The organism is Streptosporangium sp. NPDC000396 (assembly GCF_042898655.1).
In the GTDB taxonomy this organism is placed as follows: domain Bacteria; phylum Actinomycetota; class Actinomycetes; order Streptosporangiales; family Streptosporangiaceae; genus Streptosporangium.
This window is the reverse complement of sequence record NZ_JBIAZA010000003.1, coordinates 293,735-306,927: the sequence shown is the minus strand read 5'-3', so window position 1 is coordinate 306,927 and position 13,193 is coordinate 293,735. Positions and strand designations below refer to the sequence as shown.

10 protein-coding genes are annotated in these 13,193 nt (G+C 71.6%); 7 read left to right on the top strand and 3 right to left on the bottom strand.

Annotated features, from left to right (window positions below):
* Positions 1-70 precede the first annotated feature (70 nt).
* The 4 genes from egtA (at position 71) to egtD (ending at position 4,416) form a co-directional block, all read left to right on the top strand.
* Positions 71-1,297, top strand: a complete 1,227-nt coding sequence (egtA, locus tag ACFY2X_RS06310) for an ergothioneine biosynthesis glutamate--cysteine ligase EgtA (protein WP_389933118.1) — start codon at positions 71-73, stop codon at positions 1,295-1,297.
* The gene (gene egtB, locus ACFY2X_RS06305; RefSeq protein ID WP_389933115.1) at positions 1,294-2,595 is read left to right on the top strand and encodes an ergothioneine biosynthesis protein EgtB; all 1,302 of its coding nucleotides are present in this window, start codon (positions 1,294-1,296) and stop codon (positions 2,593-2,595) included. The genes egtA and egtB overlap by 4 nt, the downstream gene beginning before the upstream one ends.
* Positions 2,596-3,303, top strand: coding sequence for an ergothioneine biosynthesis protein EgtC (gene egtC, locus ACFY2X_RS06300; protein WP_389933112.1), 708 nt, complete (start codon positions 2,596-2,598; stop codon positions 3,301-3,303).
* A gap of 132 nt (positions 3,304-3,435) precedes the next feature.
* Positions 3,436-4,416, top strand: coding sequence for an L-histidine N(alpha)-methyltransferase (gene egtD, locus ACFY2X_RS06295; RefSeq protein ID WP_389933109.1), 981 nt, complete (start codon positions 3,436-3,438; stop codon positions 4,414-4,416).
* A 38-nt stretch (positions 4,417-4,454) separates the two neighbouring features.
* Here egtD and ACFY2X_RS06290 read toward each other — a convergent pair whose 3' ends face one another.
* Positions 4,455-7,343 carry a BTAD domain-containing putative transcriptional regulator gene (locus ACFY2X_RS06290; protein WP_389933106.1) on the bottom strand — a complete coding sequence of 963 codons (2,889 nt, stop codon included), beginning with the start codon at positions 7,341-7,343 and terminating at the stop codon, positions 4,455-4,457.
* A 237-nt stretch (positions 7,344-7,580) separates the two neighbouring features.
* Here ACFY2X_RS06290 and ACFY2X_RS06285 point away from each other — a divergent pair, with 237 nt between their 5' ends.
* Positions 7,581-8,639 carry a M23 family metallopeptidase gene (locus tag ACFY2X_RS06285; protein ID WP_389933103.1) on the top strand — a complete coding sequence of 353 codons (1,059 nt, stop codon included), beginning with the start codon at positions 7,581-7,583 and terminating at the stop codon, positions 8,637-8,639.
* A 73-nt stretch (positions 8,640-8,712) separates the two neighbouring features.
* Positions 8,713-10,161 (top strand): N-acetylmuramoyl-L-alanine amidase, encoded by a 1,449-nt coding sequence (locus ACFY2X_RS06280; RefSeq protein WP_389933100.1) that lies wholly within the window; start codon positions 8,713-8,715, stop codon positions 10,159-10,161.
* A 243-nt stretch (positions 10,162-10,404) separates the two neighbouring features.
* Here the strand turns inward: ACFY2X_RS06280 and ACFY2X_RS06275 are convergent, their stop codons facing one another.
* Positions 10,405-11,331 carry a S1C family serine protease gene (locus ACFY2X_RS06275; RefSeq protein ID WP_389933097.1) on the bottom strand — a complete coding sequence of 309 codons (927 nt, stop codon included), beginning with the start codon at positions 11,329-11,331 and terminating at the stop codon, positions 10,405-10,407.
* A 169-nt stretch (positions 11,332-11,500) separates the two neighbouring features.
* Between ACFY2X_RS06275 and ACFY2X_RS06270 the strand changes: the two genes are divergently transcribed.
* Positions 11,501-12,052: a hypothetical protein gene (locus ACFY2X_RS06270; RefSeq protein WP_389933094.1), complete on the top strand. Its 552-nt coding sequence runs from the start codon at positions 11,501-11,503 to the stop codon at positions 12,050-12,052.
* Between the two features lie 57 nt (positions 12,053-12,109).
* Here the strand turns inward: ACFY2X_RS06270 and ACFY2X_RS06265 are convergent, their stop codons facing one another.
* A complete protein-coding gene (locus tag ACFY2X_RS06265) occupies positions 12,110-13,033 on the bottom strand; it encodes an SDR family oxidoreductase (protein ID WP_389933093.1) in 924 nt (307 codons plus the stop codon).
* Positions 13,034-13,193 lie beyond the last annotated feature (160 nt).

The window sequence follows — 13,193 nt, the reverse complement described above, 5'->3', positions numbered from 1 at the left end:
GCCCTCCCCTGTAACGCTCGCGCGCCTGGCGGATCTATAGATCCATACACATCGGGCAAAAGGGGGGAAGATGACCGGTCTGGCGACCGAGAACACGCTGATCCGGAATGCCTCGGATGTGGAGGACTTCGCGCGGCGCTGCTTCCTCGGCACCACCGGGGACCAGGTGGGGGTGGAGCTGGAGTTCCTGGTCTTCGACCGTACGGCTCCCGCCCGTCAGGTCCCGCTGGCCAGGATCGCCGACGCCCTGCCGCCGCTGTCCGGCGGAAGCCGGGTGACCTTCGAGCCGGGCGGCCAGCTGGAGCTCTCCGGCCCGGCGGGCCCGCTGCCGGACGCGATCGCCCGTCTCACCGCCGACGTGGACGCCGCGCGCGGAGCCCTGCGGGATGTGGGCCTGACGCTGACCGGGGTGGGCCTCGACCCGATCCGGCCGGCCCGGCGGCAGCTGCGCCTGCCCCGGTACGAGGCGATGGCCGCGTTCCTCGACGCGTCGTACGGGCCGCTGATGATGTGCTCGACGGCTTCGGTCCAGGTCAACGTGGACCTGGGCGCCAAGCCCGTGGTGCGCTGGGAACGCGCGCACCTGCTGGGCCCCGTCCTCCTGGCGGCCTTCGCCAACTCACCGATCGAGCGGGGCCGGCCCTGCGGGTGGATGTCGGGCCGCCAGGCGGTGTGGGAGAACCTCGACCGCACGCGGACGGCTCCCGTCCCCGCGGCCGCCGACCCGGCCGCGGCCTGGGCCGAGTACCTGCTGGACGCCCGGCTCATGCTCGTGCGCGAGGACGGGGAACGGTGCCGTCCGATCCACGACGGCTCGACCTTCCGCGACTGGCTGACCGCGCCCGCGCGCCCGGTCACCCTGGCGGATCTGGCCTACCACGCCACGACGGTCTTCCCCCCGGTACGGCCGCGCGGCTGGCTTGAGATCCGCTATCTCGACGCCCAGCACCCGGCGAACTGGCCGGTGTGCGTGGCGGTGACCCATGCCCTGATGACGGACGACGTCGCGGCCGACGCCGCGCTGGCCGCGGCCGAGCCGTGCGCCGGGATGTGGCGGCAGGCGGCCCGCTGCGGCCTGGCGGAGCCGCGGCTGCGAAGGGCCGCCGACGCCTGTTTCCGGGCCGCCCTGTCGGCGCTGCCCCGCCTGGGAGCGGCCCCGGGCCTGCTCGGCGAGGTGGCCGCGTTCGCCGACCGTCACGTGACGCCCGGCCGCCCGCCCGCCGTGGACCTGCTGGATCTGGTGAGAGAGCCGGGACGGCACCTGTCGGCCTGGTTGACCGAGGAAGGACAGGCATGAGCGACTTCAAGGAACGGATCGCCGCCGAGCTGGTCGCGGTGCGGAACCGTTCGCTGGCCTATACCGACGCCGAAGACGATCTGCTGGTCAGACAGCACTCACCGCTGATGTCTCCGCTGGTGTGGGATCTGGCGCACGTGGGCAACTACGAGGAGCTGTGGGTGCTGCGGGAGGCGGGTGGGATCACCCCGCTCCGCCCCGAGATCGACGATCTGTACGACGCGTTCAAGCACCCGCGCAAGGACCGTCCGAGCCTGCCCATCCTGGGGCCGGTGGAGGCACGCCACTACATCGAAGGCGTGCGCGGCCGGGTGCTGGACGTCCTGGACGCGATCGACCTGCACAGCCCCGACCCCCTCCATCAGGGGGGTTTCGTCTTCGGCCTGGTGATCCAGCATGAGCACCAGCACGACGAGACGATGCTCGCCACCTTGCAGCTGTCGAAGCAACCCGGCCTGGTCCGCGACGGCGACCTGCCACAGGGCAGGCCCACGGGCGCCGAGGAGGTGTTCATCCCCGCGGGCCCCTTCCTGATGGGCACCGACACCCAGCCGTGGGCCTACGACAACGAGCGCCCCGCCCACCGGGTCGACCTGCCCGGCTACTGGATTGACCGGTTCCCCGTCGGCAACCATGCCTATGTCGCCTTCATCGAGGCCGGCGGCTACGACGACCCGCGCTGGTGGACCCCGGAGGGCTGGCGCTGGCGGCAGGAGAGCCGCGTCTTCGCCCCGCTGTTCTGGGCCAAGGACGGCGACACCTGGTGGCGTACCCGCTTCGGCCGGCCCGAGCCCGTGCCCATGGACGAACCCGTCCAGCACGTGTGCTGGTACGAGGCCGACGCCTACGCCCGCTGGGCCGGTAAGCGGCTGCCCACCGAGGCCGAGTGGGAGAAGGCCTGCGGCTGGGACCCCTCGGCCGGGCGGGCCCGGAAGTATCCGTGGGGTGACGACGACCCCGGCCCGGATCGGGCGAACCTCGGGCACAGGGCGGCGCGGCCCGCGCCGATCGGCGCCTTCCCCTCCGGGGCCAGCGCCTACGGCGTCGAGCAGATGATCGGGGACGTGTGGGAGTGGACCGGTTCCTGGTTCCTGCCTCACCCCGGCTTCCGCAGCTTCCCCTACCGCGAGTACAGCGAGGTCTTCTTCGGCCATGACTACCGGGTGCTGCGCGGCGGATCCTGGGCGGTCGACCCGGCCGTGATCCGCACGACGTTCAGGAACTGGGACCACCCGATCCGCAGGCAGATCTTCTCCGGTTTCCGCTGCGCCCGCTCGGCCTCCCCGGAGGAAAGGTAGATGTGCCGTCACGTGGCCTGGCTGGGCCGTCCCCGCACCCTCGCCTCGCTGATCCACGAGCCCGGGAACGGCCTGCTCCAGCAGTCCTACGCCCCGCGCCTGCAGCGCTACGGCAAGGTCAACGCCGACGGCTTCGGAGTGGGCTGGTACGACCCCGCCCGCGCGGAGCCGGTGCGCTACCGCCGCGCGGTCCCCATCTGGACGGACGCCAATCTGCCTGCCCTCGCGCAGGTCGCCCGCTCGGGCTGCCTGCTGGCCGCCGTACGGTCGGCCACCGTCGGAATGCCGATCGAGGAGACCGCGACCGCGCCCTTCACCGACGGGCCGTGGCTGCTCAGCCACAACGGCCGCGTCGCGCGGGAGGTGGCCCGGGAACTCTCCGACGAGGCGGAGAGCCTCTGCGACTCCGCGTGGCTGGCCGCCGCGGTGTTCGCCCGGCGGCGCGCGGGCCACCCGCTCGGCGACGCCCTGGCTGAGGTCGTCGCCCACGCCGGGGCGAAGGATCCCGAGGCCCGGCTGAACCTGCTCGCCTGCGACGGCGCGTCGATCGCCGCGACCGTCTGGGGCGACACCTTCTTCCTTCACCTCGGCGACGACGGCGTGCTCGCGGCGAGCGAGCCGCTGGACAACCGGCCCGGCTGGCAGGCCGTACCGGAGCGAAACCTGGTCGTCGCCTCCTCCGGCGGCGTGCGCTTCCAGCCCCTGTGAGCGAGCGGAGCCAGGTCACCGGCAAGCAGAGCACGCGAGCGAAGCGAGATCACCGACAAGCACAGCGTCTTGGTCACGGGCCGACGAGCCGCCGGGCGAAGAGGACCGTGACTCATCGACTCAGGAGGACCCGTGTCCGTCAGTCAGTCGGCCGTAGAGCTGATCAACCATCTTGACCGTGACTACCTGCGCCAGGCGCTCGAACACGATGTCCGCACCGGGCTGACGTCGACGCCCAAATGGCTGCCGCCCAAATGGTTCTACGACGCGGCGGGCAGCGATCTGTTCTCCCAGATCACCCGGCTGCCGGAGTACTACCCCACGCGCCGCGAGCTGGCCATCCTGCGTGAGCGGGCCGCCGACATCGCGGCGCGCAGCGGCGCGGACACCCTCGTCGAGCTCGGCTCGGGAACCAGTGAGAAGACCGTCCTGCTGCTCGACGCCCTCACCGCGGCGGGGACGCTGCGCACCTACACGCCGGTCGACGTCGACTCGGTCACCCTCGGTGACGCCGCGCGGCGGCTCACCGCCCGTTATCCCGGCCTGGCCGTACGGGCGGTCTGCGCCGACTTCGAGCGCCATCTGGCGCTGCTGCCGCGGACGGGCCGGCGGATGGTGGCCTTCCTCGGCGGGACCATCGGCAACCTCGACCCGGTGGCACGTGAGGTGTTCTTGAAGGAACTGCGCACCACCCTCCGCCCCGGCGACAGCTTCCTGCTCGGGGCCGATCTGGTCAAGGACACCGGGCGGCTGGTCGCGGCCTACGACGACGCCGACGGGGTGACGGCCGCGTTCAACCGGAACGTCCTGCACGTGATCAACCGGGAGCTGGGCTCCACCTTCGAGCCGGACGCCTTCGAGCATGTCGCGCTGTACGACGTGCAGCACGACTGGATCGAGATGCGGCTTCGCGCGACCCGGGCCATGAACGTGCGGATCGCCGACCTCGGGCTGTCCGTTTCCTTCGCCGCCGGAGAGGAGATGCGCACCGAGATCAGCGCCAAGTTCCGTCCCGAAGGCCTGCGAAAGGAGCTCGCCGCGGTCGGGTTCACGGTGAGCCGCCACTACACCGACCCCACCGGGGACTTCAGCCTCGTCCTCGCCGGCGCATGACCGCCGGGAAGGCGCCGGAAAGCCGCAGGGAAGCCGTCTCAGGCGCCGGGCACCGGGGACGGCGGGCCGACGGCGGACCTTTCGGGGACGCCGTCACCTCCCCGCAGCTCACGCCGTAGCTCGAGGGCGTGATGCAGGTAGTGCTGGGCCAGGTTGTTGCGGCCCGCGGACCGGTACAGCTCGCCGAGCGTCTGGATCGCGGCGGCCTCCCCGCTGCGGTCGCCGAGCTGCTGGAAGATCACCAGTGACCGTTCCAGCTGGACGGAGGCGTGCGACCGGTCTCCGCGGACCACCTGGAGCTCACCCAGGTTCTGCATGGCGTAGGCCCCGCAGTGGCGGTCGCCGAGCCTTTCGAAGATGTCGAGCGCGTGCCCCTGGTACCGCATCGCCTCGTCGGAGTCGGCCACCAGCTCGTGCAGCCGCCCGAACTGCATGGACACGCACCCCTCCCGATGGGGGTCGCCGATTTCCCTGGCCAGCCGCAGCGCCTCGCCCAACCACGTCGAGGCCCGGCGCAGGTCGCGGACGTTCAGGCACACGCGGCCGATCGCCTGCCGCGCGTAGGCCTCGCCGCCCGGATCGCCCAGGGAGAGGAACATGTTGAGAGCCTGCCGGAAGTAGCCGAGCGCCTTGAGGTCCTCGCCGCAGAACTGGTTCACCGCCCCCAGCCCGCAGATCGAGGTCGCCTCACCCCGCGTGTCGCCCAGCTCGTGGAAGATCACGCGGGATCGCCGGAACATCTCCTTCGCCTCGGCGTAGCGGTCCTGGTAGAGGCACACCTGGGCCAGGCCGCGGAGCATGGCCGCCTCTCCGTGGCGATCCTCCGCCAGGCGGGCGGCCTCCAGGGCGACCCGGTGCGTGAGCTGCCATTCGTCGAAGTGACATCGCAGGTCGAAATAGGGGACGAGGGCCGCGGCGAGCCCCCACGCGGATTCGGCCAGTCCCGCGTCGGCGGCGAGCCGTACCGCTCCCACCAGTGCCTCCCGCTCGGTGTCGAACCACGACAGCGGGTCGGCGGTCAGGCGCCCGACGGTGTCTCCCGGCAGGTTCCAGCGGGGGGCCTTCTCCGACGTCAGGCTGAAGACCGTGGTGGGCAGCCGTGCCGTGGCGCTTTCGGCGGTGGCCATCCACGCCCCGAGCACCCTGACGAGCGCCCGCCGTTCGAAGTCGCCGTCGGCCTTCTCCCTGGCGTTGCAGCGGACCAGGTCAGGTAATCGGTAGCGAGGCTGGCCGATCGGGTCCGTCCCGACCAGCTGTAACAGGTTCACATCGACCAGGGTGTCCATGACGTCGTCGGCGCGGTACCGGTCCAGCACGGCGTCGACCACCCAGCCGGGCAGGGACTGCGGGCCGAGGAGGCCGAGCGCCCGGAAGGTCAGGGCCGCCTCGTCGGGCAGCTGCCGGTAGCTCCGATCAAGGCTGACCCGTACTTCCAGATCCCCCGCCCGCAGCTCGCTGAGCCGGTTCGACTCGTCCTCCAGCCGCTGCTGCAGCACGCGCAGCGACCACCCCGGCCGCCCGGCCAGCCGGGCCCCGGCGATCCTGACGGCGAGCGGCAGGTATCCGCAGGCGCGCAGGATCGCCGAGGCCGCCGCCCTCTCCCCGCCCAGCCGCTCGGCGCCCACGATCCTGCCCAGGAACTCCTCGGCCTCCCGAGGAGACAGCACGTCCAGTTCCAGCTGGAGCGCGCCGGGCATCTCGGTGATCCGCCGCCGGCTCGTCACGAGCACCGCGCAGCCGTTGCCGGGGAGCAGCGGCCGCACCTGCGCGGCGTCGGCGGCGTCGTCGAGGAAGACGAGCATCGGGCGGTCGGCCAGCAGGGAGCGGTACAGCGCGGAGCGTTCGTGAACGGTGGGCGGCAGGCCCGTCTCACCGACTCCCAGCGCCCGCAGCGCCTCGGCCAGCAGCTCACCCGGGTCGGCCGGCGCGTGCGCGGTGCCGCCGAGATCCAGGTAGAGCTGCCCTTCGGGATAGTCGGCCCGTACGGCGTGCGCGCAGTGGACGGACAGTGCCGACTTGCCCACACCTGGCGGCCCCACCACCACGGCGATCGAGGGAGGCCCGTCCGGCGCCCGTTCCTTCGCCGACAGCGCCTGCGTGAGGGCGGCGACGGCTTCGGCCCGGCCGGTGAAGTCCGGCACGTCCGGGGGAAGCTGGTGGGGAGCGGACACGGTCACGGCGGGCGGGGACTCCCCCGCGAGGATGGACGCGTGCACCCGGCGCAGCTCCGGCCCGGGTTCGATCCCCAGCTCGTCGACCAGCTGCTGCCTGACCGTGGTGTAGGTGTGCAGCGCCTCGGCCTGCCGGCCGCTCCAGTGCAGCGCGAGCATCAGCTGCTGCCACAGGTCCTCGCGGAAGGGCTGGTCCCTGAGCAGCTCGCGCAGCTCGCTGATCGCGTCGGTGTACTCCCCCCTGGCCATCCTCAGGGTGATCAGTTCCTCGGCGGCGCCGAGCCGTACCTCCGCGAGCGATCGCAGCCGCCCGTCCCACAGCGGGCTGGCGGGCAGGTCGGCCAGGGGGGTGCCGCGCCACAGCGCGAGTGCCTGCCGCAGCTGGTCGAAGGCCGCCTCCGTACGGCCCGCCGCCCGCGCCCTGGCGATCAGATCCTCGAAGAGCAGCGCGTCGAGCTGTTCGGCGGGCAGTTCGATCGCGTAGCCGGGGGGCCGGGCCAGGATGCGGGCGCCGGCCTCCTCAAGGACGCCGCGCAGCGAGCTCACGTAGGTGCGGATGTTGGCATGGGCGGACCGTGGCGGTTGCTGGGGCCACAGCACCTCCACGAGAAGGTCCCCGCTGACCACGTGGTTCGCGTCGAGCAGCAGCGAGGCCAGCAGTATCCGGGGCTTCGTGCCCGCGATGCGAAGGGGGCGCCCCGAGGTCCAGATCTCCAGGGCACCGAGCACGTTGAATGTGGGCTGATCAACCACCATGACCGCACCTACTCCTCAGATGGAGAGACGTCGCAACCGTTCGCCGGGTTGTGCCGTTCGAGCTGTGTCGTTTGGGCTGAGTTGTTCGAGCTGGATAGGCCTTTATACCGATTTTGGATGTTCTTTGTATGGATTATCCAGAGCCTTGATCCCCAGCAAGAGCCTTTCGAGAGATCCAACAGACAGTGCACGGTTCCGGTCAGGGCACCACCCGCCGGACCTGCGGAAAGGGTCCGCATGAGACTCAGAGGGTTGCTCACGGCGGGGTTCGCCCTGTCGCTCAGCCTGGCAGGCGGCGCCATCGCGACGCCGGGAGCCGTCGCGGCGGTGCACCCGGCGGCTGCCGTGACGCCGACCCCGACGCCGAGCCCGACGTCGAGCTCCGCGCCGGACGAGGACAACCCGAGCCACGAAGACCCTGGCCAGGACAACAACGACCCCGCGAACGAGACGAGTGCCGTACCGCGGACGATGGCGGCGGCGGCGACGAACTTCCAGCTGCCCTTCCCCTGCGGCCAGGTCTGGACGGGCAACTCCGGCGCGAGCAGCGCGCACCGGTCGTGGGAGATCGACTTCAACCGGGGCAGCACGCCGGACGCCGACCGGGGAGACGCCGTCCTCGCCGCGGCGGCGGGAACCGTGGTCATCTCCTCCCACCAGGGATCGGTCAACCGCTACGGGAACCTGGTCAAGATCGACCATGGCGGGGGATGGTCGACCTACTACGCGCACCTGAGCGTGCGCTCGGTCAGCGTGGGCGCCCAGGTCTCCCAGGGGCAGCAGATCGGCACGGTCGGCAACACCAGCAAGCCGGGCAACAACATCTCGCCCCACCTGCACTTCGAGGTGCGCCAGGGCGAAGGCTACCCCGGCAACATCCGCAAGGCCGTCTTCAACGGGGTCACGTACGACTACCAGCGCGCCTACAACCCTGTGACCTCGCACAACAAGTGCGGCGGCGGCGGTGGCGGCAACCCGCACACCCCGCAGTCGGTCTGCGGCAGCGGCTACTCGGTCGTCGACTCGGCGGCCCTGGGCACGGCGGGCACCGTCTACCTGCTCTACAACAACTCCAACGGCAACAACTGCGTGGCCACCATCAAGAAGACCTCCCTCGGCACCGCCACCGCCACCAGCGCCTTCCTGGAAGTGCAGGGCAAGGCCCGCGCCACCGACAGCGGCAACTTCGACTACTACGCGGGCCCGGTACGCGCCTCCGCGGCCAACAAGTGCGTCAAATGGGGCGGCAAGGCCGGCTCCTCCACCTACACCAGCCCCTTCGAACACTGCGGCTAGCCGATCCGCAAGGGCCGCCTCCGCCGGTCGGAGGCGGCCCCTCGACGAACCCCCCATTTGTTGAGGAGAACCTGTGAAGGCCCGACTCCGCCGTTCAGCCACCCTGCTGGCCGGCTCCCTCATCCCCCTCGTGTGCCTGATGGGACGGCCCGCGAACGCCGCTCCCGCAGACCCCCTGGCAGACGCCTTCACCACCGCGTCCACGACCTACGAGGTGCCCCGCGACCTGCTGATCACCCTCGGATACGCCGAGACGCATCTCGACAACCACGACGGCGAGCCGAGCGCGAGCGGCGGCTACGGGGTGATGCACCTGGTCAGCAACCCCACCGCGCACACCCTTGAGCGTGCGGCCTCTCTGACGAGGCAGCCGGTCTCGGCGCTGAAAACCGACGACGCGGCCAACATCGCGGGCGGCGCCGCGGTGCTGCGCTCCTACGCCGACGAGCTCGGGCTGGACGCGACGACCCGGAAGGACCCCGGCAAGTGGTACCCGGCGGTGGCCAAGTACAGCAACGCCTCCTCCGCCGAGGTCGCCAGGCTTTACGCCGACACCGTCTACGAGCTGCTGGCCGAGGGCGTGCAGGCCACCACCCCTGACGGCGAAGCGGTGAGCGTCGCGGCGCAGGCGGTGCAGCCCGACCGCGGCGCCTACGCCAAGGCGCGGTCCCTGGACGGCAGCCGCGCGGCCGCGGCCGTGGACTACCCGTCGGCCCACTGGGCGGCGGCCCACCCCAGCAACTACGCCGTCTCCAACCGCCCGTCCAGCGACGCGATCGACCGCATCGTCATCCACGTGGCCCAGGGCTCCTACGCGGGGACGATCTCCTGGTTCCAGACCGGGCCGAGGCCGAACCCGACCTCGGCGCACTACGTCGTCCGCTCCTCGGACGGTGACATCACCCAGCTGGTCCGGGAGAAGGACAGGGCCTTCCACGCCGGGAGCTACAACAGGCGATCGGTCGGCATCGAGCACGAGGGCTACATCAGCAACGCCTCCTGGTTCACCGACCCGATGTACCGTGCCTCGGCCGCGCTGACCCGCAGCATCGCCGACCGGTACCACATCCCCAAGGACCGCACCCACATCGTCGGGCACGTCCAGGTCCCCGGATCCGACCACACCGACCCGGGCCCGAACTGGGACTGGAACAGGTACATGCAGTACGTCAACGGCGGCGGCGGTGGCGGTGGCGGCAACCCGCACACCCCGCAGTCGGTCTGCGGCAGCGGCTACTCGGTCGTCGACTCGGCGGCCCTGGGCACGGCGGGCACCGTCTACCTGCTCTACAACAACTCCAACGGCAACAACTGCGTGGCCACCATCAAGAAGACCTCCCTCGGCACCGCCACCGCCACCAGCGCCTTCCTGGAAGTGCAGGGCAAGGCCCGCGCCACCGACAGCGGCAACTTCGACTACTACGCGGGCCCGGTACGCGCCTCCGCGGCCAACAAGTGCGTCAAATGGGGCGGCAAGGCCGGCTCCTCCACCTACACCAGCCCCTTCGAACACTGCGGCTAGCCGTGATCAGCGGTGATCCGTCACGCGGCGCAACCGTGAGGATCAAACCGACCGGCGCGTGAAGGCGCGCGCCACGGAGCCCAGGCCGGCCACCGGTCTGGGCTCCGTGCCGTGGCAGGGCGAGGGTGCCACGGCGGGCCCAGCGAGGCGGGGCCGAGCGGGGCTGGCGGGGCCGAGCGGGGCTGGCGGGGCCGAGTGGGGCGGGGCTGGGCGAGACGGGACGGCGAGAAGGGCTTGACCGGGTCACCTCGTCATCGACGGTCCCAGCTCCACCGGCTCGGCGATCACATCCACCAGGGCGCCGTTACGCAACACGGTGATCGGCAGTGGCCGGCCGATCGCATCGGCGAACATCAGCCGCTGCAGGCTCTGGGCGTTTCCCACCGGGCTGCGACCCGCGGTCAGCACCAGATCCCCCTCCCGCAGCCCCGCTCGCGCCGCCGGGGAGCCCGCGACCACCTGCACCACTCGCAGGGCCGCGGCCTGGCCGGTGCGCCGCCGTACCGGCTCGGGCAGCGGCGCCGGGCTGGTGACCAGCCCGAGGTAGGCTCGCCGCACCCGGCCGTCGCGCATCAGCGCCGCGATGATCGAGCGGGTGGTGGCGTTCACCGGAACGGCCAGGCCGAGGCCGACCCCCGCCACCGCCGTGTTGATCCCGACCACCCGGGCCGAGGCGTCGGCGAGCGCCCCTCCGGAGTTGCCCGGGTTCAGCGCGGCGTCGGTCTGGATGACATCCTCGATGAGCCGTACGGCGAAGCCGTCCTGCGCCGGGAGTGAGCGCCCGAGCGCCGAGACGACCCCGGCCGTCACCGACCCGGTGAGCCCCAGCGGGTTGCCGACCGCCACCACGAGCTGCCCGACCACCAATCCGTCGCTGTCGCCGAGCAGGGCGGGTTCCGGAACGGGCCCGTCGGCGCGGATCACCGCCAGGTCCGACAGCGGGTCGGCTCCGACGAGATCGAACGTGCTGGAGGTGCCGTCCTGGAACGCCGCCGTCCCGGATCTGGCGGAGCCGACGACATGCGCGTTGGTGAGCAGGAATCCGTCGTGGGTGAACACCACCGCGGACCCGCTTCCCCGCCCGGCCTTGATCCGGGCGACTTTGGGCTGGAGCTCGGCGGCGACGGAGGAGACGACACGGGAGTAGGCGTCGAGTGGCTGGTCGGGCATGGGAGCCTCCGAGTGTGATTACACACTTACACGTTAACCGACAGGAGCGGCTGATCGAAGCCCTGACCGGACGCCCGTGAAAAGGCCGACCACTCAGCCGGACGGTGAGGGTACGTTCCGCCGGGCGCGGGAACTGACCTGGTCAGCAGACCTACCAGCGAGCGAGAAGATGTCTGGCAGCACCGACCGTCCCGTGCCCCATGGCCCGTCGGCCATCTCGGCCGCGCTACGCCGGATCCGGCGATACAGGCCGTCCGAGCGGATGCTGTTCGACTGCGTCTACGGCACGGTCCTCGCCAGCAGCCTGGCGGCCGCCCTCGACCGGGTCAACAGCCCTTCCAAACCCGGATACAACGCCGCGTGGCTGCTGGTCTCGGCGCTCGTGGCGGCCATGGCCCACGGCTACGCGCATGCCATCGCCTTCCGCGCCCCGGCCGGCGAGGCGGCCCCCACGCACACCATCCGGACGATGTTCGGGGAATGGCCGCTGGTGGTGGCCACCTTCCCCACCGTCGCCGCGCTGCTGACGGCCTACGCGGGGTGGTGGCACGAGTACACCGCCGTCGACGTCGTCCTGGTGTTCAACGTGGTCATGCTCTTCGGCTGGGGGGCGTGGGGCTCCCGGTCCTCCGGCGGTTCCTGGGGAGCGGCGTGCCGAGCGGGGTGCGTCGACATGTTGATGGGCCTGGTCATCATCGCCGCGAACGTCCTGATCAAGTAGCACGGCTCGGCCGGGCCCCGCGCGCCGGCGGTCCCGCCCGTCCGGCGTCCGCGGTGCTCAGCCCTCCCGTCCCGGGATCCTGCCGTTCTGCAGGGCGTTGGGCGCCGCCCTGCCCACCAGGTCCGGGATCACCTTGCCCAGCTCGGCGGGATCCCAGCGGGCGCCCTTGTCCACTCCCGGTCCCGCGTGCCAGCCCTCGGCCACGCTGATGGTGCCGCCCCGCACGTTGAAGACCCGGCCGGTGATCTCCCTGGCCTCCTCGCTGGCCAGCCAGACGGCCAGCGGCGCCACGTCTTCGGGGTGGAAGGCGTCGAAGTCGGCGACGGCGCCCGCGGGCCTGCCGGCTCCCAGGTTCTCGGTCATCCGGGTGAGGGCGGTGGGGGCGAGCGCGTTGACGGTCACACCGTAGCGGGCCAGCTCCTGGGCGGCGATCAGGGTGAGCGCCGCGATCCCGGCCTTGGCCGCGCCGTAGTTGCCCTGGCCGGGATTGCCGTAGATGCCGGACGACGACGTGGTGTTGATGATCCGCGCGTCGACGTCCGCACCGCTCTTGAACCGCTCGCGCCAGTAGGCGGCGGCGTGGCGCGTCGTGGCGAAAGTGCCGCGCAGGTGGACCCGGATCACCGCGTCCCACTCGTCGATCGTCATGTTGACCAGCATCCGGTCGCGGAGGATCCCGGCGTTGTTGACCAGGACGTGCACGTCGCCGTAGTGGTCGATCGCCGCCCGGACGAGCCGGCCCGCGCCGTCGAAGTCGGAGACGTCCTCGCCGTTGGCGATGGCCTCGCCGCCCATCGCCCGGATCTCCTCGACGACCTCTCCCGCCGGCCCGGCCGACGAGCCCGTGCCGTCCACCTCGGCCCCGAGGTCGTTGACGACGACCTTGGCGCCCTGCCGCGCGAACTCCAGGGCGTGCCCGCGCCCGATGCCCCGGGCCGCCCCGGTGACGACGACCACCCGCCCCTCCACGATGCCGGCCATGCGCCCTCCAGTTCTAGAATCCTGTTCTAGATCGAGAGTCTCGAAGAGGCCGGCCGATGTCAACGACGCGGGGCCGCCGTATCCGATGCCCGCCGGACACGGCCTGAACGCGACGAGCCTCTCGCGGCGCGGCTCGGCCACGCCGCGAGAGGCTCCCGGT

Coding starts and splice junctions, on each gene's coding strand:
- egtA (WP_389933118.1), top strand. CDS start 71: ATGACCGGTCTGGCGACCGAGAACACGCTGATCCGGAATGCCTCGGAT.
- egtB (WP_389933115.1), top strand. CDS start 1,294: ATGAGCGACTTCAAGGAACGGATCGCCGCCGAGCTGGTCGCGGTGCGG.
- egtC (WP_389933112.1), top strand. CDS start 2,596: ATGTGCCGTCACGTGGCCTGGCTGGGCCGTCCCCGCACCCTCGCCTCG.
- ACFY2X_RS06290 (WP_389933106.1), bottom strand. CDS start 7,343: ATGGTGGTTGATCAGCCCACATTCAACGTGCTCGGTGCCCTGGAGATC.
- ACFY2X_RS06285 (WP_389933103.1), top strand. CDS start 7,581: ATGAGACTCAGAGGGTTGCTCACGGCGGGGTTCGCCCTGTCGCTCAGC.
- ACFY2X_RS06275 (WP_389933097.1), bottom strand. CDS start 11,331: ATGCCCGACCAGCCACTCGACGCCTACTCCCGTGTCGTCTCCTCCGTC.
- ACFY2X_RS06270 (WP_389933094.1), top strand. CDS start 11,501: ATGTCTGGCAGCACCGACCGTCCCGTGCCCCATGGCCCGTCGGCCATC.
- ACFY2X_RS06265 (WP_389933093.1), bottom strand. CDS start 13,033: ATGGCCGGCATCGTGGAGGGGCGGGTGGTCGTCGTCACCGGGGCGGCC.